This window comes from Sporosarcina sp. P25 (genome assembly GCF_002743235.1).
GTDB lineage: Bacteria > Bacillota > Bacilli > Bacillales_A > Planococcaceae > Sporosarcina > Sporosarcina ureae_B.
Window position 1 is genome coordinate 1 of record NZ_PDYV01000007.1, and the last position, 26792, is coordinate 26792.

Annotated in this window: 27 protein-coding genes, 1 other RNA gene and 2 riboswitches; of the genes, 7 read left to right on the plus strand and 21 right to left on the minus strand. The window is 40.2% G+C overall.

Features of this window, described 5'->3' with window-relative positions; all coding sequences use genetic code 11:
- Positions 1 to 368 precede the first annotated feature (368 nt).
- The 14 genes from CSV70_RS07865 to CSV70_RS07930 all read right to left on the minus strand — a co-directional run bounded on the left by CSV70_RS07865 (position 369) and on the right by CSV70_RS07930 (position 15563).
- On the minus strand, positions 369 to 1703 hold the full coding sequence (locus CSV70_RS07865; protein WP_099627130.1) for an NCS2 family permease: 1335 nt from the start codon (positions 1701 to 1703) through the stop codon (positions 369 to 371).
- A gap of 79 nt (positions 1704 to 1782) precedes the next feature.
- Positions 1783 to 1884: riboswitch (purine riboswitch) on the minus strand.
- Positions 1884 to 3437 carry a glutamine-hydrolyzing GMP synthase gene (gene guaA, locus CSV70_RS07870; RefSeq protein ID WP_369822347.1) on the minus strand — a complete coding sequence of 518 codons (1554 nt, stop codon included), beginning with the start codon at positions 3435 to 3437 and terminating at the stop codon, positions 1884 to 1886. Its footprint overlaps the riboswitch before it by 1 nt.
- Before the next feature lie 204 nt (positions 3438 to 3641).
- The gene (locus tag CSV70_RS07875; RefSeq protein ID WP_099660997.1) at positions 3642 to 5810 is read right to left on the minus strand and encodes a transglutaminase-like domain-containing protein; all 2169 of its coding nucleotides are present in this window, start codon (positions 5808 to 5810) and stop codon (positions 3642 to 3644) included.
- Complete coding sequence (locus CSV70_RS07880) at positions 5807 to 6985, minus strand: DUF58 domain-containing protein (protein WP_099660998.1); 1179 nt, start codon at positions 6983 to 6985, stop codon at positions 5807 to 5809. Before CSV70_RS07880 ends, CSV70_RS07875 begins: the two co-directional genes overlap by 4 nt.
- The gene (locus CSV70_RS07885; RefSeq protein ID WP_085131759.1) at positions 6982 to 7932 is read right to left on the minus strand and encodes an AAA family ATPase; all 951 of its coding nucleotides are present in this window, start codon (positions 7930 to 7932) and stop codon (positions 6982 to 6984) included. The genes CSV70_RS07880 and CSV70_RS07885 overlap by 4 nt, the downstream gene beginning before the upstream one ends.
- Before the next feature lie 122 nt (positions 7933 to 8054).
- Entirely contained in the window at positions 8055 to 8879 is an 825-nt protein-coding gene (gene nadE, locus CSV70_RS07890; protein ID WP_085133572.1) for an ammonia-dependent NAD(+) synthetase, read from the minus strand.
- A 16-nt stretch (positions 8880 to 8895) separates the two neighbouring features.
- Positions 8896 to 10365, minus strand: a complete 1470-nt coding sequence (locus tag CSV70_RS07895; RefSeq protein ID WP_085131760.1) for a nicotinate phosphoribosyltransferase — start codon at positions 10363 to 10365, stop codon at positions 8896 to 8898.
- A gap of 247 nt (positions 10366 to 10612) precedes the next feature.
- Complete coding sequence (locus tag CSV70_RS07900; RefSeq protein WP_085131761.1) at positions 10613 to 11329, minus strand: LutC/YkgG family protein; 717 nt, start codon at positions 11327 to 11329, stop codon at positions 10613 to 10615.
- A 2-nt stretch (positions 11330 to 11331) separates the two neighbouring features.
- Positions 11332 to 12753, minus strand: a complete 1422-nt coding sequence (locus CSV70_RS07905) for a LutB/LldF family L-lactate oxidation iron-sulfur protein (RefSeq protein WP_085131762.1) — start codon at positions 12751 to 12753, stop codon at positions 11332 to 11334.
- Positions 12754 to 12776: 23 nt separating this feature from the next.
- Positions 12777 to 13496 (minus strand): (Fe-S)-binding protein, encoded by a 720-nt coding sequence (locus CSV70_RS07910; protein ID WP_085131763.1) that lies wholly within the window; start codon positions 13494 to 13496, stop codon positions 12777 to 12779.
- A 152-nt stretch (positions 13497 to 13648) separates the two neighbouring features.
- Positions 13649 to 14371 carry a FadR/GntR family transcriptional regulator gene (locus CSV70_RS07915; protein ID WP_085131764.1) on the minus strand — a complete coding sequence of 241 codons (723 nt, stop codon included), beginning with the start codon at positions 14369 to 14371 and terminating at the stop codon, positions 13649 to 13651.
- A gap of 5 nt (positions 14372 to 14376) precedes the next feature.
- Positions 14377 to 14904, minus strand: a complete 528-nt coding sequence (locus CSV70_RS07920) for a methylated-DNA--[protein]-cysteine S-methyltransferase (RefSeq protein WP_233191778.1) — start codon at positions 14902 to 14904, stop codon at positions 14377 to 14379.
- Between the two features lie 6 nt (positions 14905 to 14910).
- Positions 14911 to 15225, minus strand: coding sequence for a DMT family transporter (locus CSV70_RS07925; protein WP_143560415.1), 315 nt, complete (start codon positions 15223 to 15225; stop codon positions 14911 to 14913).
- Between the two features lie 2 nt (positions 15226 to 15227).
- Complete coding sequence (locus tag CSV70_RS07930) at positions 15228 to 15563, minus strand: DMT family transporter (protein WP_099628791.1); 336 nt, start codon at positions 15561 to 15563, stop codon at positions 15228 to 15230.
- A 155-nt stretch (positions 15564 to 15718) separates the two neighbouring features.
- A riboswitch (SAM riboswitch) is annotated at positions 15719 to 15819 on the plus strand.
- Between the two features lie 79 nt (positions 15820 to 15898).
- Here CSV70_RS07930 and CSV70_RS07935 point away from each other — a divergent pair.
- Positions 15899 to 17029 carry a methionine biosynthesis PLP-dependent protein gene (locus CSV70_RS07935; RefSeq protein WP_099628792.1) on the plus strand — a complete coding sequence of 377 codons (1131 nt, stop codon included), beginning with the start codon at positions 15899 to 15901 and terminating at the stop codon, positions 17027 to 17029.
- Between the two features lie 150 nt (positions 17030 to 17179).
- Complete coding sequence (locus tag CSV70_RS07940) at positions 17180 to 17941, plus strand: glucose 1-dehydrogenase (RefSeq protein WP_099628793.1); 762 nt, start codon at positions 17180 to 17182, stop codon at positions 17939 to 17941.
- An 85-nt stretch (positions 17942 to 18026) separates the two neighbouring features.
- Here the strand turns inward: CSV70_RS07940 and CSV70_RS07945 are convergent, their stop codons facing one another.
- A complete protein-coding gene (locus tag CSV70_RS07945; protein WP_085131769.1) occupies positions 18027 to 18209 on the minus strand; it encodes a hypothetical protein in 183 nt (60 codons plus the stop codon).
- A gap of 219 nt (positions 18210 to 18428) precedes the next feature.
- Complete coding sequence (locus CSV70_RS07950) at positions 18429 to 18944, minus strand: type 1 glutamine amidotransferase domain-containing protein (RefSeq protein ID WP_099627140.1); 516 nt, start codon at positions 18942 to 18944, stop codon at positions 18429 to 18431.
- 282 nt (positions 18945 to 19226) lie between these two features.
- Here CSV70_RS07950 and CSV70_RS07955 point away from each other — a divergent pair, with 282 nt between their 5' ends.
- On the plus strand, positions 19227 to 19862 hold the full coding sequence (locus tag CSV70_RS07955) for an HD domain-containing protein (protein ID WP_085131771.1): 636 nt from the start codon (positions 19227 to 19229) through the stop codon (positions 19860 to 19862).
- A gap of 417 nt (positions 19863 to 20279) precedes the next feature.
- Here the strand turns inward: CSV70_RS07955 and CSV70_RS07960 are convergent, their stop codons facing one another.
- The gene (locus CSV70_RS07960; protein ID WP_085131772.1) at positions 20280 to 20513 is read right to left on the minus strand and encodes a hypothetical protein; all 234 of its coding nucleotides are present in this window, start codon (positions 20511 to 20513) and stop codon (positions 20280 to 20282) included.
- 111 nt (positions 20514 to 20624) lie between these two features.
- Between CSV70_RS07960 and ssrS the strand changes: the two genes are divergently transcribed.
- Positions 20625 to 20819, plus strand: a non-coding RNA gene (ssrS, locus tag CSV70_RS07965) — 6S RNA.
- A gap of 56 nt (positions 20820 to 20875) precedes the next feature.
- Here ssrS and CSV70_RS07970 read toward each other — a convergent pair.
- Positions 20876 to 21199 (minus strand): four-helix bundle copper-binding protein, encoded by a 324-nt coding sequence (locus CSV70_RS07970; RefSeq protein WP_085131773.1) that lies wholly within the window; start codon positions 21197 to 21199, stop codon positions 20876 to 20878.
- Positions 21200 to 21351: 152 nt separating this feature from the next.
- Between CSV70_RS07970 and CSV70_RS07975 the strand changes: the two genes are divergently transcribed.
- Together CSV70_RS07975 and CSV70_RS07980 are read left to right on the plus strand one after the other, a co-directional pair.
- A complete protein-coding gene (locus tag CSV70_RS07975) occupies positions 21352 to 21837 on the plus strand; it encodes an antibiotic biosynthesis monooxygenase family protein (protein WP_085131774.1) in 486 nt (161 codons plus the stop codon).
- Between the two features lie 66 nt (positions 21838 to 21903).
- Entirely contained in the window at positions 21904 to 22401 is a 498-nt protein-coding gene (locus CSV70_RS07980) for a DUF3231 family protein (RefSeq protein ID WP_085131775.1), read from the plus strand.
- Between the two features lie 360 nt (positions 22402 to 22761).
- Here the strand turns inward: CSV70_RS07980 and CSV70_RS07985 are convergent, their stop codons facing one another.
- Genes CSV70_RS07985 through CSV70_RS07995 form a run of 3 tightly spaced genes read right to left on the minus strand, consistent with a single transcriptional unit; the run spans position 22762 to position 26392 of the window.
- Entirely contained in the window at positions 22762 to 23886 is a 1125-nt protein-coding gene (locus CSV70_RS07985; RefSeq protein ID WP_085131776.1) for a Ger(x)C family spore germination protein, read from the minus strand.
- On the minus strand, positions 23883 to 24980 hold the full coding sequence (locus CSV70_RS07990) for a GerAB/ArcD/ProY family transporter (RefSeq protein ID WP_085131777.1): 1098 nt from the start codon (positions 24978 to 24980) through the stop codon (positions 23883 to 23885). The genes CSV70_RS07985 and CSV70_RS07990 overlap by 4 nt, the downstream gene beginning before the upstream one ends.
- Entirely contained in the window at positions 24977 to 26392 is a 1416-nt protein-coding gene (locus tag CSV70_RS07995; RefSeq protein ID WP_233191779.1) for a spore germination protein, read from the minus strand. The genes CSV70_RS07990 and CSV70_RS07995 overlap by 4 nt, the downstream gene beginning before the upstream one ends.
- 135 nt (positions 26393 to 26527) lie before the next feature.
- On the opposite strand from CSV70_RS07995, the gene tatA reads away from it, so the two are divergent.
- Positions 26528 to 26740: a twin-arginine translocase TatA/TatE family subunit gene (gene tatA / locus CSV70_RS08000; protein ID WP_029054194.1), complete on the plus strand. Its 213-nt coding sequence runs from the start codon at positions 26528 to 26530 to the stop codon at positions 26738 to 26740.
- The last annotated feature ends 52 nt before the right edge of the window (positions 26741 to 26792 follow it).

Genomic DNA, 26792 nt, shown 5'->3' on the forward strand with positions numbered 1-26792 from the left:
GTACGCTCCCTTCTTCACTCGATCACTTCCTAGCACTTCACTACAACTCGACACCCAGTAGATGAAAAATCGATTAGCTCGAGTTTCATTTGCTGGCATCAATTAAGATACTCATTTTGTTTATGTCATCGTTAAATGCACAAACTATATTTCGTTAACGTTTTGCTGTTCAGTTTTCAAGGTTCATGTTGCAGTCGCTTTCTTGACTGTTCTATTACTATATCAGACACAATTCAAACTGTCAACAACTATAAACAACTTTTTTCGACTTCTTTCTTCTTTTTTAGATTCGATACTTTTCATATCATCAAAGGAGTGCGTAGATCATAAAGAAAACCGCCTCCAACAACTTAGGAAGCGGTTCGTTTCTATTCAATAAAAATGAAATACAAGATGAAGATCACAAAGAGTCCGTACATAATCGGATGAATTTCTTTTCTTCTACCGCTTACTAGCATCGTGATAGGATAGAAAACGAAACCGATTGCGATACCTGTCGCTATACTGTACGTCAACGGCATAGCGATGATCGTAAAGAATGCCGGAACCGCGATTTCGAAACGAGTCCATTGTATGTTTCCTAAGGTCGATACCATCAATACCCCTACAATAATCAAAGCCGGAGCTGTAACCGCAGGTGTGATGACTAGTAATAAAGGAGAGAAGAACAATGCAAGTAAGAACAACAAGGCAGTTACAATAGAAGCAAAGCCTGTTTTGGCACCCGCTGCAACACCTGCAGTGGATTCAATATAAGAAGTCGTAGTGGATGTACCCATTACTGCTCCTGTTACTGTCGCCAAGGAATCCGCAAGCAATGCTTTACCCGCACGTGGAAGACGATCTTCCTTCATTAAACCTGCTTGAGTAGCAACTGCAACCAATGTTCCCGCTGTATCGAAGAAATCAACGAATAGGAATGTGATAACAATAACGAGAAATTGTGTTGTCATCAATGAGCCTGGGTCGTTAATGATCGCATCGAAAGCTGCACCAAACGTGGGTGCGACTGACGGGATTTTATCTACTACTTTATGTGGCACTTCTATTAGACTGACCGCCATACCTAAAACAGTGGTCATAATCATGCCATAGAAAATAGCGCCCTTGATCTTTCTACCCATCATAATAATCGTGATGACTAATCCGAAGATCGTTAGCAATGTAGGACCAGCTGTTAAATCACCCAAGCCCACTAACGTATTTTCATCTGCTACAATAATTTTGGCGTTTTGTAATCCTAGGAATGTAATGAACAAACCGATCCCTGCACCTACCGCAAATTTCAGCTGGGCTGGTATTGCATTTATGATAATTTCTCGTAATCCTGTCAATGAAAGAACTATAAAGATTAATCCAGAGAATAGTACTCCAGTTAATCCTGTTTGCCATGGTATACCATAAGTGAGCACTACCGTGAAAGCGAAGAATGCATTTAAACCCATGCCCGGTGCTAAACCAATCGGATATTTGGCTATCAAGCCCATAAATAACGTTCCAACTGCAGCTGCAAGCGCAGTAGCAACAAATACAGCGCCTTTATCCATACGCATGGAATCAGGCAGATCAGGTACAACGTCCAAAGATAACATAATTGGATTTACTGCCAAAATATATGCCATGGCTAAAAAAGTAGTAATTCCACCAATGATTTCGCGACGATAATTGGTGCCAAGCTTATCAAACTCAAAGTATTTTTTCATTGTGACCTTCCTAACTCTCCTTATGTAAAAAGAGGCACGCGAAAAAATTCGCATGCCTCTTCTTTAATCCAATAGAAAATATATTTCTATTTAGGATCGTAGTCGAAACATTTACGGTGTTCCGGTAGAGACTTCTAGGCCATATTCCCAGCGTTATACGATCATATTCTGTTGTTTAACTTATTCCCACTCAATTGTGCCAGGTGGTTTCGCTGTAATATCATATACAACACGATTGACTTGATCAACTTCAGTCGTAATTCGAGTACTGATTTTTTCTAATACGTCGAAAGGTATACGAGCCCAGTCCGCTGTCATGCCATCTACTGAATGAACCGCTCTGATACCAATCGCATAGTCGTAAGAACGTTGTTCGTTACGCACACCTACACTGCGGATATTCGGTAATACTGCGAAATATTGCCAAATTGAACGATCGAGTCCAGCCTTTGCGATTTCATCACGTAAGATAAAGTCTGCATCGCGAACGATTTCAAGCTTATCTTCCGTAATCTCACCAAGCACACGAACTCCAAGTCCCGGACCTGGGAATGGTTGACGGTTAACGATTTCTTCAGGCAATCCAAGTTCTGCTCCTACCGCACGTACTTCATCTTTAAATAATGCGCGTAATGGCTCGATTAACTCGAAGTCCATGTCTTCAGGCAAACCACCCACATTATGATGAGACTTAATAGTTGCAGAAGTTGCAGTTCCACTTTCGATAATATCTGCATAAATCGTACCTTGCGCTAAGTATTTGATGCCATCTAATTTAGCTGACTCTTCATCAAATACGTAAATAAATTCATTACCGATAATCTTACGTTTTTGCTCAGGGTCTGTAACACCTTCCAACTTTTTCAAGAAGCGTTCTCGTGCATCTACTTTAATGAAGTGCATGCTGAACTGTTCACTGAAGGTCTTAACTACACTTTCGACTTCGCCTTTACGAAGTAATCCGTGGTCAACAAAAATACATGTCAACTGATCCCCTATTGCACGGTCGATCAAAGCAGCTACCACTGAAGAGTCAACTCCGCCACTTAGTGCGCAAAGTACTTTACGATCGCCAACTACCGAGCGGATCTTCTCTATTTCAATTTCAATGAAGCGATCCATTGTCCAGTCGCCTGAAGCTTTACAAATTTCAAAAACAAAGTTACGCAGGAAATCTTTTCCGTTTTCTGAACGATAATCTTCGGGATGGAATTGAATCGCATAAATCTGTTGTCCATCATTTGAAGTCGCTGCAATATTGCCAGTGGAGTCTTTTGCAGATGCAGTAAAGCCTTCAGGTAACTCTGCAATATTAGCGCTATGGCTCACCCAAACATTTTGTTTGTCGGCTTGACCAGCAAACAATGTAGACGTCGTATCCACTGTCAACGTTTCTTCTTTGCTTTCGTTGCCTGTATTCTTTTCTATTTTTCCGCCTAAATGATCGACGATTACTTGAGCTCCATAACTGATGCCTAATACAGGAATACCTAATTCGAATATTGCTGGATCGATAGCATACGCTTTCTCGTCTCCAACAGATGCTGAACCGCCGGAAAGTACAATACCGACTGGATTCATTTTTTTAATTTCCTCAATTGTTGTTGTATGTGCGTGTAACTCACTATACACACCGAATTCGCGGATTGTACGCGTGAAGAGCTGATTATACTTACTGCCGTAATCGAGAACTACAATTTTTTCTTGTCCGGCTAACACAGGAGCATTTGACAACTAATCCACCTCTTCCAATTTTTTAATACCATTTCACGCCTCAACTACAAAAGACGCGTTAGAAAGTCAACTTTCCACGCGTCTTTTCCATCAAAGAATCCAGGTACTGCTATTCGATGATAGCTGACGTTCGTTAGCGCAAGAAATGTCGAGGATATTTCTTGCATCATCCGCTCTATATTTTACGCATATTTCGCTAAAAAATCAACAAGTTGTGCTAATAATTAAATCTTCCCACACTTCATTCAACTTATCCCAATCTTGGGATTGCCAATTGTTTCCGTAAATCCCCATTTCATACGCGCGGGTCAAGGTGGTCATTCGGTCTCCGCCATATCGTCCATCCACAAGTATTGCATAGTTGGTAAGTGTCATTGCGGTATCCTTTGGCAAGCCGGTACGCGCTAGTTGTTGTAATAACTGTGCAAATTGCTGTTCGAATTTCACGCGGCCATTCGGTAGTTTCCTCAATTGTTTTATACGCCATTTCGGTAACCAATTGCTTCTCTTGCTATATAGTACGACACACGTCCCTACTATCAACACGAGTAGCGATGCATAAAGCCACCATTGACTGAACAACCACGCAAACTTTTGTTTGAACGCGTCGAATGCAGGCGAACCTTTTGTTTTCTTAGGAAGTTCTTTCTCTTTTTCCACTTCCGGTTTCTCGGCTTTTTTAATTTCCTCTTGTTCAGGACTTTCATTGGAAATATCGAATTCAATCTCTGTCGGATGTGTAAAACCTATCGTCGGCTCAAACGGCATCCATCCTATTTCAGGAATATATGCTTCCACCCATGAATGAGCTTCATCATTCGTCACGCGATAAACATTTTTCCCCGATGCTTTAAACGCCATTTCCCCAGGTGCAAATCCTTTTACCCAGCGCGTTGGTATATTTGCCGACCTTAGCATGACGGCCATGGAAGTAGAGAAATTATCACAATAGCCCTTTTTCGTGTCGAATAGAAACTGATCCACATAGTCCTGATCCTCATCGGGTACCGGAACATTTTGGGTCTCATAAACAAAACCGTTCTTTTTAAAGTATTGCTCTACGGCTTTCACTTTGTCATAGACTGCGGTTTCATTTTCTGTAATCGATAAAGCGAGTTCCTTCACGCGTTCCGGTAATTCATCCGGAAGTTGCAAATAGCTTTCCAAATCCTCCTGAACCGTCTCATAGTTTACCATCTCTGCTTTCTGCAAATCTGACATAGTGTATGTAGGTTCTACAAACTCCATTTCATACTGTTCAATTTTCTCCTGCAGACCCATCAACAAATACAGTCGGTTTGCCGTCATCTCGTGCATGAGGTCAAAACCTTCAGGTGAGGAAATCTTCGTCGTGCCATAGGGAGTAGCAAGAAACGGCAATGGTTCAGTGAAATCCAGTGTAGCAAGCGACACTTCTCCCTCTACAACGGGTGCCCACAAATCTTCACCTGTAAACAGTAGTTCCTTGTTTGATTCTTTATCTTGTATCCACCCCTTCGAAGTATATGTATCCTTCGTTTCGATACGCCAATATTGACGTTGTTCTACAGATGCTTCAAACACTAACTGACTGTCTTGGACGAAAGCTCCACCTAGTTGCGAATCATCGGGGTCATAACCCGCCCGAGCTTGTCCTTTATCAGATCCCTTCTCCTCCACTCCACTTAAAGATAATAAGAACGGTACGGGATCAGGCCATGCAGGAGGATATACTGGTGCATTTCTGGATAGTAAACCGACAGATACAACTATCAGTATCACCGGCAATGAAAGCAGAAGTAATCTTTTTGGACGAAGTGATAATCCTTCGTCACCTGATAATTTAATTAATGTAAGACAACTTACGATCAATAAGCCTACTATCATAATTCTCACAATAGACGAAGTAGCATCATATGGAGTGAACGTATCCAACAACGCTACAAATACTATAGTAAAGCTAAAGAACATCATCATACTACGCCGGACTTCAATCCAGTGGCGAAGCAAATAGGCGATCATCCAAACTAATGTAAACAACAATAACGTACGGAATAAATTCGATAATTCACCCAGATCACCTTTGATTAGCAACAGGATATTCCGTTGGACATCTTGCAAAATATAGCCTGTCGTTTCTATAGAAATCCATAGTTGATCGAAATACATATAATGAATAGCCCATAACACATAAAGTATCTGGATTACACCGCCGACCCACCATGATAATCGAAATAAAGCTAATGCAAAAAAGAGTATCAGATAGATGATGAATAAAGAAGGATGTCCGAAATCTGTCAAATCCATAATTGGGATAAACCACTCCCACAGTAAAACGACACTAAGCGCGTATAAAAACATCAGCACTTTCCAACTTACTATCGGTTTCTTCATGAATTCACCGCCTTTTGTAACGTCGATGAATAATCAGATGGATAAATTAATTTCACAGTAATACCGAGCAGTTTCACTTGATTAATAATAGGTTCAAGTGATTTTTCATTTATATGATCTGTCATCACCACAAAGCAGACCACTGCGGTTGCGTCAAGAGTACACGTCAATACGTGATGGATGAAATCCATGCGAAGATTTCCTGTAATAAGCAACATCGCATCCTTAGGCATTGCTTTATCAATTGGCAACCTTACCTTTTGTATGTCTTCAGGCTGGACTTTTGCAAGATGTACTAATGCTTGCCTAGTCTGATCTGAGGATTGTATCAATGGAAACACTTTCGGTTGGTCACTTGCTGTGATCATGGTTAGTTTGGCATGACTCTGTCCGGCAGATACTACAATCGATGCAGCAAACTCCACAGCATCTTCAAATGCTTCAGATATTCCGCAATCCAATAGCAACGTATATTGCTCTGATCGCTGTTCATCAAATTCCTTTGTCATTAATTTCGAAGTACGAGCAAATGATTTCCAATGAATCCAAGACAACCGATCTCCTGGCGCATATTCCCTAATGCTAGAGGGTGTTGTTGCATCTTTTGCTAGCATGTAAGCGGAAAGTTGCTGTCCTTCACTAGTTCCTTTAGATGCCGATTCATACACCATAGCTGTCACGCTCGGATAAACCAAAAAATGGTCTCGAACGACAAATACTCTTTTTTTACGAATCCAATTAAAAAAGTCTACTACTTCCACTTCTACTGTTGGCAAGGTGTATTCACCACGCCGAACATTCTTCAGCAAATAGGTATGTTCATATGTTCTCCGAAATCCTAGAAGCGTAATTTTCCGTTCAATCTTTTCGCGCTTATCATGTACTCGTTTATCCATCAGAACTACATATAGTAAAGGGAATGGGAAATTTCTCTTTAGAACCACTCGTATGGTTACATGTCCATTCCTTGTTACATGTCGTTCTTCAATATATCGCGCAACTGTGAGATCCCGTAACGGATACAAGTAAAGGAGCACGGAGTATATCACAAATGGAATCAACGTATAGAAGATGAACCAGCTAACGAAACCCCCTTGAAATTTTGCAAAGACGTAGGCAGCTGTACCAATGGCTAGGACACTCGCGAAACGTCCGAATGATCGCAAACCATTCATAGAGTAGCTGACCTGCGCAGTACTGGAACTGGTAGACGTTCGAGAATTCGGTTAACTATTTCCTCAGTATCGATTCCTTCATATTTCGCCTCAGGGCGCAAAATCATTCGATGCGAAAATGTAAACGTCGCTAAATATTGTACATCGTCAGGCAAGACGAACGTGCGCCCTTTTATGAATGCGTAAGCTTGGCAAGCTTTCATTAATGCCATCGAACCACGTGGACTTACGCCTAAAGAAACCGATTCATGCTGGCGTGTTGCTTCTGCACAATCTACAATATAAGAAACAATCGTATCGTCTACAGTCACTTCGCGTACATGACGCTGTAGCTCTAGTAATTCCTCCACTGTTAGAATGGCGTCAATTTGCTCAATTGGCGTTTGCCGTTCCGCCCTTTTCAATAATTCCATTTCTTGTTGTTTTGTCGGATAACCCATTTTCAGCTTAAAGATAAAACGATCAAGCTGTGCTTCCGGTAGAGGGTACGTCCCTTCATATTCAATAGGATTTTGTGTTGCCATTACGAAAAACGGTCTTGGTAATTGAATAGTCGTTCCATCTACCGTAATCGTCGCCTCTTCCATCCCTTCCAATAAAGCAGCCTGTGTTTTGGGTGATGTTCGGTTGATTTCATCAGCCAATACGATATTCCCAATCAACGGTCCTGGACGAAATTCGAATTGCATCGTCTGTGGATTATAGATGGATACGCCTGAAACATCAGAAGGTAATAAATCTGGAGTGAATTGAATCCGCTTAAACTTTGCACCGATTGAAGTCGCTAGTGCTCTGACTAGCATCGTCTTGCCAACGCCCGGTACATCTTCCAGTAATACGTGACCGCCAGCTAATAATGCTGTCATACTTAGCTCCGCTATATCACGTTTTCCAACAATAACTTTGTCAATATTGTCCAATACTCGTTCGATCCATTGTGAATGCATAGTTGTTCTCTCCCGTCACGAACTGAATCCGTCTTTTTGTATGAAACTATCATACCTGAAACGAATAATCCCGACAAACAGAAAAATAGCCGACCCATTATCTAATAAGAGGTCGGCAGTTTTCATTTCCAAAATTCATCAAATACCGTAATAGGCAAGTGTCGTTTATGGGCTGATTTCAAATAGTGTCCTTCAATTTGCTTTCGCGCTGCAGTCGATACTTCTTTTCCTTCAAGATAGTCATCGATTTCATCATACGTCACACCTAACGCTACTTCATCTGGAATGGCGGGTTTATTACCTTCCAAATCAGCTGTAGGGATTTTATTGTATAAATGAGGTGGACAGTCTAGTTCTTCTAGTAATTGTTTTCCTTGGCGTTTATTCAGACGGTAAATTGGCATAAGATCCGCTGCACCATCACCGAATTTCGTGTAGAATCCAGTGATTGCTTCAGCTGCGTGATCTGTACCTAGAACGACCGAGTGATGAACGGCCGCTACAGAATACTGTACTTTCATACGTTCGCGCGCCTTTTCATTTCCTTTATCAAAATCAGAGATATAAAGACCTGCTTTGATCAAAGCTCGTTCACTGGCGTCTACCGCTTCTTTAATATCCACTGAATAGACGACCGAAGGACTAATAAAACGCAATGCATCCTGACAATCATCTTCGTCAAACTGCACACCATACGGTAAACGGAGTGCATAGAAATGGTACTTTTCTTCTTCTAACTCTTCATTCAGCTCATCAATTGCCATCTGCGCTAGTTTGCCGACTAATGTAGAGTCTTGACCACCTGAGATACCTAATGTGAAACCTTGTAAAAATGTATTTTTTTTCAAATATGCTTTCATAAAGTCGATGGAAGTCCGGATCTCTTGCTGCGGGTCGATTTCCGGCTTCGCACGTAATGCTTGGATAATTTCTTGCTGCAATGTCAACGCTCCCACTTCCTTTTCATCGTTTTGTGTAGTTCTCAACCATTTCATGCACTTCTTCTATGTTACGTCTCTTATTATCCCAACACTTCTGACTAAGATCGACAGGATATTCTTCTGGATTCAATGAACGTTTATATTCTTCCCACAGTAGGGAAAGATTTTTTTGTGCAAATTCACGAATTTCATAAACTGGTGGGTTTTTATAAATGGTTATTCCATCGCGAATAACTTGCTCGTGTAAGTTCACCGCTTCAAAATTCGTTACAAATTTTGAGATAAATGTATGCACGGGGTGGAACATTTTGATGCGTTCTTCCTTTGTCGGATCTTCGTCATGCATCGTAATATAGTCACCTTCCGCTTTGCCATTTTCGAGGTCAATGATTCGATAGAGTTTTTTGCGGCCGGGCGTTGTCACTTTTTCTATGTTTGCTGAGATTTTAATCGTATCTTGCATTTCCCCATCATCGCTTTCGATGGACACAATTTTATAGACTGCTCCAAGCGCTGGTTGATCATATGCCGTAATCAGCTTGGTTCCAATACCCCAAATGTCAACTTGAGCTCCTTGGGCTTTCAAGTTTAAAATCGTGTACTCATCCAAATCATTCGATACTACGATTTTCGCATCCGTGAAACCTGCTTCATCTAACATACGGCGGGTTTCTTTTGACAAGAACGCAATATCTCCACTGTCGAGTCGTACTCCTATGAAATTAATGCTGTCTCCAAGTTCTTTTGCCACTTTAATGGCTGTAGGGACGCCAATCTTTAATGTATTATACGTATCCACTAAGAACACGCAGTCTCGATGACGTTGTGCGTAGACTTTGAATGCAGTGTACTCATCTCTATAGGCTTGGACAAATGAATGTGCATGAGTCCCCGAAACAGCCAGTCCGAAACGTTTTCCCGCGCGTACGTTACTCGTAGATTCCACGCCACCGATGACCGCTGCACGCGCACCCCAAACTGCGGCATCCATTTCATGCGCACGTCGGCTCCCGAACTCCATCACTACGTCATCTTTCACTACTTGCTTGATACGGCTAGCTTTTGTGCTGATTAACGTTTGGTAGTTAACGATATTTAGCAATGCTGTTTCGATCAATTGCGCTTCAATCAAGTTCGCCTCAATCCGGATGATCGGTTCATTCGCAAAAACGAGTTCTCCTTCTTTCATGGAATACACGTCACCTGTGAAACGGACGCCTTTCAAATAATCAAGGAAATCATCAGAAAACCCAAGCTCTTCTCTTAAATAAGCCAAATCACTTTCTGTGAATGAAAACTCTTCAAGATACTTCAGTACATGTTCAAGGCCTGCAAATATTGCATAACCGTTACCGAATGGAATTTTTCTGAAATACACTTCAAATACTGATTTCCGTTCATGAATGCCGTCCGCCCAATACGATTCGGCCATATTGATTTGATAAAGGTCTGTATGTAACGCTAAACTGTCGTCTTTGTATGATGAAGTCATAGTCGTCTCCTTCTTCCGCTGCAATAATATTGTCATTATACACTATTTCCCCTATTTCTCAGCAAAGTAATCATCAACTGCTGAATTGACTTCAGAAATGTAAGTTTTTTAAGTTAGCATAGAAAAGACAGAAGTCAGCTCCGATTCATTTCGGAGTTTCCCTCTGTCCCACGTAATTATTTCTAGTGAAATTGGTTTCTGTTTTAGCTTCCCACTTTCTAAATGATGGAAGTCGTCACTTCATTTTTCAGCAATCGTCTATAACAATATATGTTGCTTTAATAGGACCGTGTACACCGACGACGAGATTCATTTCAATGTCCGCGGAGTTGCTTGGACCTGTGATGAAGTTAATGCAGGATGGGACTTGCTCGCCATTGTTTAGTTTTTCACGAATCATATCTGATGCCTGGGTAATTCTTGGGACTAGCGTACTTTTAGGGATTAAGGCAATATAATGCGTTGGAAGCAAGCTGACTGAACGCCCCTTTTCTGCACTACTAAATAGTACAACGGTGCCGGATTCCGCGAGGGTCATGTCACTGAATGTGATGCCGATATTTGCTTGTTCAGCCAATTCGATATTCTTCTCTCCGAGTGAAGGATCCCAGCTATTGACTTCAATCTGTTCTGAGGGCCACTTTGTCTCTACTAAGTGCGATAATCCATACTTTCCAAAACGTTCGTCTCTCCATAGAGATAATGGTCCACCACCGTAAGCTTTTACTACCTCATCCAACGCAACGGGTAACGATTCTTTTGTCGTTTCGACGATATCTGTATGAATTTGCTCACATTGTACACGTAATACTCCGAGTAATTCATCTATTGAAGCGTCCGCTAACACTGCACGCTGGGGCTGATGTTTCCATATCGGCTTTTCTATTTTCTTCATTGGTTCGCGACCTAATTGTGTGGCAATCGTACCTAGAAACGCATCACGGTTTTGAATAGATCCTGTCATGCTTATTTCCCCCCTTTTTGATCATAGAACCAGTCACGAAAACGCGTATTTCCGACAGCCGGGAACTCCCGTAAATCTGTCCAGTCCTTCAGCGGACCCGGACCTTTTGATATCCGGTCATTTTTTGTCAAAGGTTTCATCGCAGTAGATGCTACCTTTGAGCCCATAGAATACAACGGATTGGAAGAAGCACCAATCCCGAATGCTTTCATTGCCAGTTTTTCAGATATAGGGGATCGACCTTCTTCTTCCACAATGATGCGTCGATGTGTATGAAGTAGTTCGTGAAGAGGAATTTTCACTGGACAAGCATCCGTACACGCTCCGCAAAGTGTGGAAGCAAAAGGAAGCTCTTTAAAATCGTCGTACCCACCAAGCAATGGCGATAGCACAGCACCAATTGGTCCCGAATAAATTGAGCCGTAAGAATGTCCACCGATATGACGATAAACAGGACATACGTTGACACACGCGGCACATCGGATACATTGCAACACAGACTGGAATTCTGTCCCTAAAATTTTAGAACGCCCGTTGTCGACGATGACTAAATGGAATTCTTCAGGACCATCTACGTCTCTTTCTTCGCGCGGACCTGTTAATGCAGTTACATAACTGGTAAGTTTTTGCCCCACGGCACTTCGCGTCAATAGACTGACTAGTACTTCGAACTCTTCAAAAGAGGGTACTACCCGCTCCATCCCCATCACTGTAATTTGGGTTTTCGGCAATGCAGTGACTAGTCGTGCATTCCCTTCATTCGTTACCAGACTAATCGAGCCTGTTTCAGCTATCGCAAAGTTGCATCCTGTAATACCGATATCTGCATCTAAAAATTCTTGACGCAGTTTTTCTCGTGCATGTAAAGCTAATTCTTCCGGTTTAGATGTCTTATGATAATCCAGTTTTTCCGCAAACACTTCGCGGATTTGTTCTCTGTTTTTATGAAGAGCTGGCGCTATTATATGCGAGGGGGGTTCATGATCATCTACTTGAAGTATATACTCGCCTAAGTCTGTCTCTATGACTTCACATCCAGCTTCTTCCAAAACACTGTTCAAATTGATCTCTTCTGTTACCATCGATTTTGACTTGACGACTTTTTTGCCATCTTTTTTCTTGATGACTTCCCGAACATAATCACTCGCTTCTTCAGCAGTCTTTGCAAAAAATACATGACCGCCACGTTTTGCTACATTTTCACTTAGCTGATGTAAATAATAGTCCAAGTTTTCAAGTACATGCTGACGAATTTCTTCTCCATGTGAACGCCATTCTTCCCAACTGCCTAACTCTTCTGCAGCATCTAGTCTTCTTCCGTGCAAGCGTTCTTGTGCACTCGCCACTGCCTGTCTCATGAAATCGTCCGAAATATTATCCTTTGTTCGATCTGTAAAGTTTTTCTTACTGAACTTCATTGCCATTGCTATCACCCCACTTTTTTGGTTTATTCGTGACTATTCAATACTTGTGCAATGTGCATAACTCGGATCTTCTTGCCCATACGTTCTGCACGCCCCCCAATATTCATCAAGCAACCACAGTCCGCCCCAATTAAATAATCTGCTTCAGTCACTATGGCACTATTAACCTTTTCATCTACCATCTGTTCAGAGATATCCCCCATCTTAACGGAGAATGTTCCACCAAATCCGCAGCAATTATGAGCATTCGGTAAAGGGATCATTTCGAGTCCTTCCACTTGATTCAATAGCTTCCTCGGTTCTTCACTAGCGCCTAGTAATCTCGTCATATGGCAAGACGGATGATAAGTCGCTTTTCCTACCAATTTTGCTCCTACATTTTCCACTTGCAATACATTCACGAGAAACTGTGTGAATTCATACGTTTTATCCGCCAGCTCCTGTGCTCTTGCTAACCATTTGGGATCATCTTTGAATACATTAGGATATAATTTAAACATGGTGGCACAAGATCCTGAAGGAGTGACAACATACTCCGCATTTTCAAAAGTCTTAATCATATTCTTCATTGCTGATTTTGAATTTTCTACATAACCGCTGTTGTAAGCAGGCTGTCCGCAGCATACTTGGCCTTTTGGAAATGATAATTCACAGCCTTGCCTTTCCAATATTTCTAGCATGTCTTTACCGGCATCTGCATAAAACATATCCACAAGACATGTTATGAATAAGCTTACTTTCATTTCACTTCACTCCTTCACCATAATGTTTTATATAGTCGACAGGTCATCAGATGACTAACATTTTACATAGCATACTACATTTATCTTCCCATTAACAGAACATTCATCTATTTCAATAAAAAAAATCACTCAACATATAATGAGTGATTTTTTTATTCCTTTACCGACTGCCAATGGTTGATTAAAACAGATTCCACATTCAGAAGATGAGCTTGCATAGTACTTGCTGCATGATCTGGTTGCTGTGATTTAATTGCCAAAAATATGGCTTCGTGTTCATCATGCAAGCGTTCTACTGTCGCTGTATCTGTATAGAGGAAAATGCGACGCGTCTCTCTCATCGATTCGCTCATTAGCCCTGCAACTTGACTAAGCAAATTTACCAATAAAGGATTTTTCGTTGCTTCTGCGATTGCAAAATGGAAGTCTAAATCCGCTTTTTCACCTAGCAAAATATCTCCGGCATGCTTTTTCATTTCATCGAGTGCCGTTTCCATCTTTTTCATGTCATCTGCTGTACGGGATTCTGCTGCATTCGCTGCAGCTCCAGTCTCAACTATTTTTCTCACCGCTAATAAATGTTGAATATCCTGTTGATTCATAAGCAAGGCACTCTGTAACGGGAAGATCATATCGACGGATGAGAATTCCTTGACATATGTACCTTCTCCCTGTCTCATCTCGATAAGCCCTCTAGCACGTAAAGTTGTTAAAGCTTCCCGAATGGTCGACCTACCGACCGTAAAATTTTCAGCCAGTTGCTGCACAGAATCCAATTTATCACCTGGTTTCAACTCCCCAGACTGAATGGAGCCAAATAAACTTTCCGCTACTTCTTCATATATTTTCTTCGGTTTAATTTGCTTATATTTCATGTCGTTCACTCCTTTCTCTCACTTATCCGGCTGGATTTCTCCAGTTGTAGCAAGCTCCGTTTATGCTCTTCACCATCTCGATAGCCGGATAATCGTCCACTTTTTGCAATAACACGATGACAAGGCACTATGATCAATACGGGATTCTTGCCTATTGCGGATGCTACTGCACGAACAGAAGATACCTTCCCCATCTGTTCCGCAATCTCTGAATAAGTTGTAATTTCCCCATACGGTATTCGTTGTAGCGCTTCCCACACTTGCAATTGAAACGGTGTTCCCTTTAAATCAAGGGACAACATTGGAAAATCATAAGCTCTTCCTGATAAATACTCTTTGATCTGACTTTTATAGACTTCAAGTTTTCTTTCATCTTCCTGTAAACCTTCAATACCAAATCGCTTTAACCAATCCTTCATATGCTCCAAACTATCTTCAGCTAGTCCCATGTAGCAAAGTCCTTTTTCTGTAGAAGCTAATGTCACAGACCATCCGCCGAAATCAAATCGCGTCCAATAAACCAGTGTGTCCACTCCCCTTTAACCGAATATTTTCAAGCCAACAGCACCTAGAATAATGAGCGATAAAAAGAAGAGACGTTTGATGCTAGCGGATTCTTTGAATAGCAAAATCCCCATCAATACGGCTCCCGCTGCACCTAGTCCTGTCCATACCGCATAGGCTGTACTCATCTGAATCTCGCGCATAGCAAGAGACAGGAAAACAAAACCAAAACCAAATATCCCCACAATAAGTAATAACCTTTTAATTGAACGCTTCTGTAAATAATAATTAATACTCACTACACCAAAAATTTCACCGAGACTGGCTAAAGCTAAGTACATCCAAGCCATTGTCAGCCACCTCCTTCTGTATCTGCTTTTTCATCTGTTGTCAGTTTGATACCGACTACCCCGATGACGATTAATCCGATGAAGGTCAGCGTAACCCATGTGAAGCCTGCTTGAAAGACGAAGATATCCACCAAAAGGATTGCAGCGGCACCTGATCCGGTAAAAACTGCGTATACTGTGCCTGAAGGTAATTTTTCACATGCTTTAATAATGAAATAAAAACTGAATACAATTGCCACAACAGTACCGGTCCATTGAATTACAGTTTCAGAGTAACGGAGACCGACTACCCAGAAGATTTCTATAACAGCCGCTAGCGCGACATAACCCCAAGCCAAAATGAAAATCTCCTTCCCGTCATGAATATTATTTATAGTATAGCAAATCTTTTACTGAAACAAATAATCATCAACTGACGGTAAAAGGAAACTTGCATCTAGTATATCTGCATGATAGAATAAATCCGTCAACAGTTTTGCCTATATTATGAATATTCTCATCGAGAGAGACGGAGGGATAGGCCCAGCGATGTCTCAGCAACCAGCCCCAGGCACGGTGCTAATTCCAAGGGTGATACCACCTTGAAGATGAGAATACTGTATACACTTGTATGTTCGAGGGCCTATTCGAAAAGAAGAGGTTCTTTTTTATTTTGTTGGGGGGATGGATATTCATGACAAACAACGGATTAGAAACTAGATTAGTACAACTTGGAAACCACAGTGATGTAAAAACCGGAGCAGTCAATACGCCGATTTACTTGTCTACAGCCTACCACCATGAAGGTCTAGGTAAATCCACGGGATACGATTACACACGAACAAAAAATCCTACGCGTTCTGTCCTAGAAGATGGAATCGCAAACTTGGAATCAGGCGATCAAGGATTTGCCTGCAGTTCTGGAATGGCAGCTATTCAACTCATTTTATCTTTATTTAAAACAGGTTCGGAACTATTGGCGCCTGAAGATCTATATGGCGGCACCTATCGTCTATTTAACCAGTATGAAGAGACGTACAATATTAAAACGCGTTACCTATCGTTCGATGATGTTTTGGAAGTCGAGCAAGCGATTACTGATCGTACAAAAGCGATTTTCTTGGAAACGCCTACAAATCCATTAATGCAAAACATCGCTATTGGTACGTATGCAGAATTGGCGAAAAAGCATGGTTTATTACTCATTGTCGACAATACGTTTTTAACACCCTATTTCCAGCGACCAATTGAAGAAGGTGCAGATATCGTCATTCATAGCGCGACGAAATATATAGGTGGACATAATGATGTACTTGCAGGTCTAGTCGTTGCAAAAGGTAAGGATTTATGCGAACGTCTATTTACTAACCATAATGCGATTGGAGCTACATTGTCCCCTCTTGATTCATGGCTTGTAGTACGCGGTCTAAAGACTTTGCATTTACGCATGAAACAGCATGATGCAAATGCCAAAGAGATGGTATCTTATTTAGAACAAGAACCTCTCATTGTTGACGTGCTTTATGCTGGAATCGGTGGTATGTTGTCATTCCGAGTACAGAATAGTGAGTGGGTGGGGCCATTCCTTGAAAATATGAACTTAATTTCATTCGCGGAAAGTTTAGGTGGTGTCGAAAGCTTCATCACGTATCCGACTACACAGACGCATATGGATATTCCATTAGAAGAACGTAATCGCCGTGGAGTAGACGACCGTTTGCTCCGTTTCTCGGTGGGCGTAGAAGATGTAGAAGATTTGATTGCTGATGTAAAACAAGCCCTTTATGCTGCAAAAGAAGTAGTAGAAGGCGTAAAAGTTCAATAATAGTAACCCGTGCAACTCGAACAATCATTTTAACTATGATAGTACGGGTTGTTTTTTTGCAGCCAAAGTACAGAAACTACTTTTTCAATAATTTGGCATGAAAGTATATAATATAATCAAATCGTACTAATATAATTGGAGGCGATAAGTTTGAAACGTTTGGAAAATAAAGTAGCAGTAATAACTGGCGCAGGATCTGGGATTGGACGGGAAATTGCTGAATTGTATGCCCGTGAAGGTGCAAAGCTTATTATTGCAGATATGAATATTGAAGGTGCAGAAGAAACTGTCCAGACGATTAAAAGTGCTGGTGGTGAAGCATTAGCAGTCAAAACCAATGTAACAGTTGAAGAAGACGTACAAAAAATGATAGATACAGCAGCTGAGCAATTCGGTACACTTGATATTCTAGTGAATAATGCCGGTATTATGGACAATATGTATTCTGCAGCTACAGTAACGGATGAAGTATGGGAAAGAGTATTGGCAATCAACACAACAGGTGTGATGCGCGCAACCCGTAAAGCATTGTCTATCTTTGAAGAGAAAAAAGCAGGTGTTATCGTCAACATGGCTTCTATCTCAGCGGTGACAGGTGGTCGAGGTGGCTTTGCTTATACGGCATCAAAACACGCAGTGGCAGGGATGACGAAAAACGTTGCTTCTCAATACGGTCCATTAAATATCCGTTGTAACGCGATTGCCCCAGCACACATACCAACTAATATTACAAACAGCTTGTCACAACCGGATGAGTTCGGAATGAAGCAAGCGCTAAGGGGCGTAAACATGATGAGCCGCCCCGGAACAAAAGAAGAGATTGCAAACATTGCGCTATTCCTTGCATCAGACGAATCTTCCTATGTTAACGGTATCATTATGGAAGCTGACAACGGATGGTCTGCATATTAAGATGTAGAATTTCATGATAAAGCACTTGGAAATAGCCGATTACATCCATACAAAAAGCATCCAATAATTTGGATGCTTTTTTGTATTAGTGAGCTTGATGCCATTTTTTCTTTTCACTTGCATAGACGACCGCTGCCGGTGCCGCAATAAACGTGAGCGCGGCCATTCCGGCGAACATACCTACCAGCTCTTTACTTCCAAAGGAAAATCCAGCTGCTGCACCTAATACAATCCCCGCTAATACCGCCAACGCAACAATCTTATACATGTTAGATCCCGACCTTTCATTTGTAAGACGCGATCGTCTCCGCGCTTTATTCGTTGCTTTTAGCATACTCTCATTGAGAACGTTTTTCAAGTGCAATTGAGAATCTTTTTCAACGAATGTTAATAAGTACTGTTATCGTATGTTGTAAGCGATGGTATAATGTGCTGAAGTCACAAAAAAAACGTCAAGGCTTTTACACCTTGACGATCAGAATATTTTTTATTTTTCTAGCAGTTTTAGTGATTCGCGATTAAATGCTGGAATATCATCAGGTGTACGGCTTGTTACGAGTTGGTTCTGACAGACTACGACTTCTTTGTCAGCGTATTTTGCACCCGCATATTCCATATCTACACGAATGGATGTGTATCCTGTTGCATCGCGCCCTTCAAGCGCTTTTGCTGTAATGAGCAATTGTGGCCCATGACAAATTGCGAAAACAGGTTTTTTTGCATCCATAAATTCTTTAACAAATTTTACGAAACGATCATCAGCACGTAAAATATCCGGTGAGAATCCGCCCGGAATAAACAATGCGTCGTAATCTGACGATTTAGCATCAGCAATTGCTTTATCAATTTTCACTTTTGTATTTTCTTTCATACCCGTTACGTCTGTTCCTGCTTCCGCACCGATCACTTCTACTTCATGTCCAGCTTCTTTATAAGCAGTAGCCGGTTTCATGTATTCCGAGTCCTCAAACATATCTCCAAGTACTGTTGCAATTTTAGCCATAATGCTTACCACTCCTTATATGATGTTCTGTACATACTTTTCCACATTATAAAGAGGCTAAACATTATCACTCGAAATCTAGTTCCCCTTCAGCCACCAAGTGAGTTATTATAGTAATAGTTATTGAATATCTTTTTTGCTTAGTAGAGTCCTCCCCTACTCGTATAATTATGTCTACATGAGGGCACGTATATAGTACAAAGCTGTATGTAGGGATGACTTCTTAAAAACGAATGAACAGGTTTTAAAACTGTAAATACTAAACAAAGGGGATGAATATTGTTGGGGGTACACCAATACTTTAAAAGCCTATCTGATTTAGAACAAATTATTCGTTGTCCTGGAAAGTTCAAATTTCAGGAGCATTCCGTCGCTAGTCATTCATTTAAAGTGACAAAAATTGCCCAGTTTCTTGGGACTGTCGAAGAGGAATCTGGACAGAATGTGGATTGGAAAAGCCTATATGAAAAAGCATTAAATCATGATTATGCAGAACTATTCACAGGGGATATTAAGACACCTGTAAAATACGCTTCGAAAGAATTGAAGAAGCTATTCGGTGAAGTGGAAGAGGAAATGACCAGAAAGTTTATAGAAAAAGAATTCCCTACTGAGTTTCAAGCTATCTATTTGGAACGATTGAAAGAAGGTAAGGATGAATCATTGGAGGGGCGCATATTATCCGTTGCTGATAAAATTGATTTGCTGTACGAATCATTTGGTGAGATCCAAAAGGATAATCCGGAGCCATTGTTTATAGAAATCTACGAGGAAGCATTAAGGACAATACTGATGTTCCAAGACATGAACTGTGTAGAATACTTTTTAAAACATATACTTACAGATATGCTCAGTGAACGATTTACTGAACATAATGAGTTAATTGACATTACCATGCGTATAATAGAGGAAAAGTAAAAGGTATTTACAAGCGAAGAAGGTAGAACTAGAGCAGTGAACTTCTTACGACTGAAGTCACGAGAGTGCGTTCTGCTTCTTTAATCTGAGTAAATCGCTTCTACATCCATAAATAAATTAAGCGTTTCAGTTCTGAAGGACTTAGTTTTTTCTCCTCCTGACCATGCATAATGAAAATCTGATTTTCTATCCTATTAATCTGAATGAGCATTTCTATGACACTTTTAATCAAAAATGCTCATTCTTTGATCACGGTCTCCCGATTGCCCACGCTTATTGCGTATGATAATACGTGACCTTAATAGCAAGTGTTACCACTTTTAAGGCGCACTATATGTCGCGCTAAAACCCTTTTTCAACACAACTAGCAAGAACTTTAGTGCCGCCAATTTATAATTGCATTGCAGTGTCTTCCATCTAAAAGAATATCCCTATGATAACTAGTATGGCGATAATTATACTGCCGACTTGCCCGATTACTGCAGATGAAATGATAGGTTTCTTTTGAAATATATCAATGAGCTCAATATCCTCACGAAGCTGTTTTACCTCTTTACGAAGTTTACCTACTTCTTGATTCAACGTACTGATTTCCTCTGTCTGTCTTGTAACCAACTGTTGCTTTTCCGAGTTGTTTTCATGCTGTTCCATACATGATCACTCCTTGTCTTTTCATTTCTATACGTTATATCATACGTTTTAGTTTCAAAAAACAGAAGAACTTTCCATTGCATTTACGCTATTCCGGGTGTAAGATAAATCTACAAGCTGTATTGTTCGTATGACATTAAGTTTTAACCTTTAAGCTGTAAAAGGGAGTTTATTACGAAACGGAAATGGCATGCTGGATTCCTTTTTAGCAATCCAGACATACAGGAACGTTTTCCGCAAACACCCACTTTGAGGAGTGGTGGTTTAAAACTTTCTATGACTAAGTACGGCAAACACGGCTTACATAAACAGAGAAAAACACCTTCTTAAAAATGGAAGGTGTTTTATCTTTATATAAGGAATTAAGTTATACTGCGGCAAGCTTCCGCACAATTGCGGCATGCTTCAGCACACTGCTTGCAATGATCATGATCGTGTTTACCACATTCCTCTGCACACTGAACACATACTTCCGCACATAGCTGCAAGATTTTATCTGTAAACGGACTCTGTCGGGTAATTGCCTGGATTGCATATGAACAAATATCTGCACACTCTCGATCAAGTCGAATACAGTCAACCATCATACGAACGTCTTCTTCTTTTAGACAAGCGTCAAAACAATGATTACACGTCTTTACACAATCCTCTAATATAGCCAATACATCCGCATATTTTTGGTTCATTAAATCGCCTCCAAAAGTATTTTGTTTCTTATTCTCCCCTTTTATTTTAATCTCAAACCCACTTCACTGTTTCCTTATTCATTGAAAGCATTTTCATTTTTCAGCTATAATACATAGTAATTAACAAAATAGAAAAAGATGAGGTGTTTGAATTGAAACTATTTAAATGGACAGGTCCACTAGAAGAAGCAGGTAACTTACCAGAAGAAGCGCGTGCGTCATTAATGAATAATGATGAAGAAGTGCTTGTACTGCAAGAAGCGGAAACGACCACTCTTGACCATGCCGTCGAATACGATGTGTTGGATCAAAGCGGAGATTTACCATCTGGGCGTTTCGCTGTATTAAACAATATTCCTGTAACTGAAGAAGGTAGAGAGATTTTTGAACAGCGCTTTAATAACCGCGCACGTTTAATAGAGGCGGAGCCGGGATTCGTAGCGATCCGTGTATTGCGACCAGTACACTCTGGCACCTACGTGATTTTGACTATGTGGGAAGACGAACAATCCTTTAAAAATTGGCAAGAATCGCAAGCTTACGGAAAAGCGCATGCGAAACGCGGTACAGAAGATGGTGTCGATCAACGTCCTAATATCTTCTCAGGACCTTCATTTGTTACGACTTATAAAAAATAAGTATAAATAAGCGATATCTGCAAAGACTACTCTTGAATTGAAAATAATGATGAGGAGAGTGTTTTTGTGGGTATTTTAGATGGTAATCCAAAAGATCAGCCTATGCATTACGGGGAAATCACTGCTATATGGGCGTTTATGGGTGCGAATAACGGTCTAATCAGTGGTTATGAAGCATTTGTTAATCATGCAGGAGATGAAGACCTAATTCGGCTACTAGAAGAAGCAATAAAAACAATGAAAGCTGAGAATAAAGATTTCGGTAAAATATTAAAAGCTAATGGTATCACTCCACCTCCTGCCCTTCCAGAAAGACCAAAAGCTAACCCAGAGGATATTCCTGCTGGCGCACGATTTATGGATCCCGAAATCAGTGGTGCTATGTCCATCAACGTCGGCCAAGGACTAGTTTCATGTAGTATGGCGATGGGTCAATGTTTACGTGAAGATGTTGCGACACTATTTGCTAAATGTCATATGGAGAAAGTCGCATTTGGTGCCAAGTTGCTGGGCTTGAATAAGTCCAAAGGTTGGATCATCCCTCCACCACTTCATTTGCACTAATCACCACATAACTTCGCCAGCGATATACGCTTGGCGAAGTTTTTTCTTATTGTGAATAGATTCTTTAGTTGCACTCAGTTTAACTAAGTAAAATACATTCATTTAGAAATCAGGAAGAACGTATATTCCCATAAAGAAACGAAAGACCGAAAGAAAACACCAAGGACGACCTGTTCAGCTTGAACGACTACAAAGGCTGGATAGTATGGTGTTCGGTGAGGAGTAACCTTCGATCATAAACGCCAGCAACCAGCTAACTTAGAAAATAAAGAGCGACGTAATCATAGATAGTAAAAAGTCGTCACAAAAAGTAATAAAAAACATCATCCTATACTTTGATGGATGACGTTTTTGAACTAATTATTCTATCGTTCCTGTCCCTTGTAATTTGACGTCCACAGTCACTTTGAATTCTATATTAGGATATGCCTGTTGCCACGTAGTAAATATCTCTTCTGTATGCAAACGTGTAGCTCGGTAGCGTAAGCCAAAACCAAAAGGATCTAAACTTTCCTCTTGCATTTTAGTTAGAAATTGTAGAACTTTTTGTTTCACATCTTTTGAGGCCAATCGATTATACTCATCCAATTTAGCTACAGATAAATCTTTATTGGCTTCACCTATCGTTCCTTTCATCACAATGTGCATATCTATTGCACTTGGCACTACACTTCCTTTACTAGGTACGAATTTATATTTCATTTTACTTTGATTAATGTTCAACAATAACTCAAGGCCTCCATCTCTGATCAGATAGGTGAATCCATTTGAACCTTTCAATAATGAGTTATAGTATTTCGTGTGAATAGTAGATAGCACAATCGGTTCTTCCCTTGTATCAACTACAATGGAATTGTTCACTATTAATTCATCGCCTTTTTCATTTGTTTCAATTAGTGGTAAAACAGGATCAATACCTTCCGAGAGTATATCTCTGCGCAATTGAAACAAATAAGTCGTCACGACGTATGGGCTATCATTCGCTGTTCCACCAAAGAAGTTGATTAAAGCAACTGATGCTGGCGCTTCAGTATTAGGTTCTACTTTTAAAATAGATTCTGCAGAAGGTCTAGCCCCTGCAACATATGCGATTAATTGAATATCACCGCGACGAATAAAATAATCCATGAATGATTGCATATCATCCCTAACAAGTTTTTCATGAACGATAATTGTTTTCATATGCCCCAGTTCCAATATTTTATCTACATGCGTTTCCAGCATGCGAATCGCTTCACCTATCGAATGTCCCTCACGAGAAAGATACGCAAAGCTCGGCTTGGCGGAATCCTTAATAGCACCAAATGGCAAAGCGACTTTCATTGTTACTTTGTATCCATTCTCGATATGTTCAGCAGGATCAATCCCAATCGAAGACACAAATAGTCGTTTATCAATGTCTTTGAAAGCACATCCAGATTGCAACAACACGCCACTCATACATAAAAACGCCATAAGCCATTTACTCACTGAGAGGAATTTCAAGACTTCACCCTCCTATTCACTACAAGCATAATAATCATCAGGCCAATGAATACAATGGGAATCGAATTAAAGAAATACTTACTATAAAGAAACAGATCATACTCAGTCACTTTTAATGTGGTATAGATCGCAATTAACCAAAATATCACGATCACTATCATAAAACTAATTTTTTCACGCGACTTTATTTTCATTTTTTCTATATCAAAGACACTTTGAAATAATTTACAAGCAACATGCCAATGAATTGTAATATTTAAGAAAGCAATAGCTAAGAAAAGTAACAAAAAGATAAATATCACTCGCTCAATTACTCCGAACTTCATTCGAATAGAATCACTGGTCAGAATCCATGGGTATAGAATATTTTCCACTTGATCAAATCCCAATACACCAATCGGTATAAAATAGGTCGTGAAAATCATAAAAACTCCTAGACTGAACACAATTAGTGCTTGTTTAATACCGAAAGTCATTTTTTTCTTCAGTAGCGAATTGAAAATGATGATATCAAAAGCTCCTACAAATAAATAGGTCGTCGCAGAGAATACTGTATAGTCTGGTGGGTTATCAATAAATGTCATCGCAATTGCCACTTGATCCCAGCTAACTTGTTCAGTAAAGTAAAGTTTTATTACGTAATATGCAGCAACAGGAAGCGCTAAAATAAACACCAATTCAATTGTAAATAATATATTTCGACTCTGCATGATTATTCCAAATGTAACCACTGGAATGAACATCGCAATTACTAAATAAATAGACATCTCGGGTGTTATAAATCGTAAAAGAATATCTATATAGGTAATCAGTGTCTGAAGACCTGAAACATACCAAATGACTCCAAAGATAAATAACGCAGGAATAGCAATCCATTTCGATAGATATAACGTTAAAATTTGCGGTAAACTTTTCCCTGGAAACGCTTTAAAAGAAGTGATCAATGCCCAGTTCATAAATACTCCAAAAAACAGCGCGATGATCATCGTGACAATTGCCCCATGTTCACTTTTAGCGAATAAAATTCTCGGACTAGAGGCAATAAGATTTGCGATCATGTTTGATATGAGTAAAAGATAGACAATTCGGCTCATGAATCATCCGCCTTTAATTCTTCTTGTCTATTTTTCCAAAACATTCGTAAATACGGCTCACCGAAACTGTCTTTGTTCACCAGGTATAACAATAACCCAAGTATTCCAAGCATCATCCCTGCAATACCAAACAACGTCGTATATACCAATAGAAAAAAACGGCAAACCCGGACAGCATAATTCATTTCACTGATTGGGATAACAAATGTGGAAATCGCTACAAGTGAGACGACGATGACCATAATGTTCGAAGTCAATGCTGCTTCTACTGCCGCGGTTCCAAGTATCAGTCCTCCAACTGTTGTAGCCGTAGCGCTAATACTATTCGGCAAACGCATACTAGCTTCTGTCAGTAGTTCGATAAATATTAACATAAAAAAGACTTCAATAAATGAGGGATACGGAACACCAATCCTGCTTGCTGCCACTGTTAGCGCAAGCTCAGATCTGAGGACTTCTGGTGTATACGAAGTGACTCCAACATATATAGCCGGCAACATAATACATGTAAACAGCCCGGCATATCGTAGAAATCGTATAAGCGATACTACCCAAAAGGAATAATACAGGTCTTCCATTGAAATCATAAAATCAAAGAACGTTGTAGGGGCAATAATTGCGTGTGGGCTTCCATCTACTAAGATAATGACTTTCCCACTCGCCATATTATGAAGAATTCGATCGGGACGCTCAGTCAAAAGACTTGTTGGAAACAGGCTGTATTTTTTATTGTTCAAGTAATACTGTAAGTCTCCGCTTGCCTGAACCAGCTCCACATCTAAAGTGAGAATACGCGTTTTTATTTTCTTCAATAGCTGAGGATTTACTTTTTCTCCATCGTAAATTAATGCAATATCACGATTTGAAGCATCTTCCAATTGAAGAGGTTCAACAATCAAGGAAGGTTTGTGATAACGTTGCCGCATTAGATTAATATTCGTTTCAATACTCTCGCTGAGTCCGAGTTGAGGACCGTGAATTGTAGGTTCCATAATGGCGTCTTGCACCGCATTGGCTGCTACCACTTTCAACTCCAGCAACGTTATTTGCTTGTCGATCATGACAAATACATTGCCTTTCGTTATTTCTATAAGAACCTCTTCGTCCCCAGTTGGCATCTTGGTTTCATAAGGTAATGAATGAATATACTCTGCAAAATTCTGTTCTGGTGACATCTCATAGAAAGGTTTCACCACGATTGTTTGTAGTTGCATCATATCCACTACACTTTTCAAATACAGTAAGTGCACGACTCGATCTTTACTTTTCAAAGTCTTTTTCACTAAATCCGCAGTCGGTTCCAGTCGTTTAGCTAAACGTGTAAAGTATTCAGGCTGTTCTATATGACAGGTTGTTTCATCCAAAATTATCACTTCTTTCTCATCCAACAAGTTACCTGTTAGTTTGTCCAATCATTGGAAACTTAATCACGAAAATAAGGAAATACTCTTACTCATTTAAATTTTCAAATAGTGTTTTATGAGATCAAAATAGGTTATGATGTATAGAGAACTATATCTTTTTCAGCAATGAGAGGAGGAATCGCTATGAACTTAGCCGCAATCGGAGTGCCTGGCTTAATTATTATTTTAGTGATTATATTAATTTTGTTTGGCCCCCGTAAATTACCCGAAATTGGTTCAGCAGTTGGTAAAACATTGTCTGAATTCAAAAAATCAGCAAAAGACATTATGGATGACGACGATGAACCTAAGAAAATAGAAGTACAAAAAGTTGAGACGAAAGAGCAAGTAAAATAATAAAAATAAAAAGAGATATCTACGAAGGTTTTGTGCATGGCACTCCAACGGA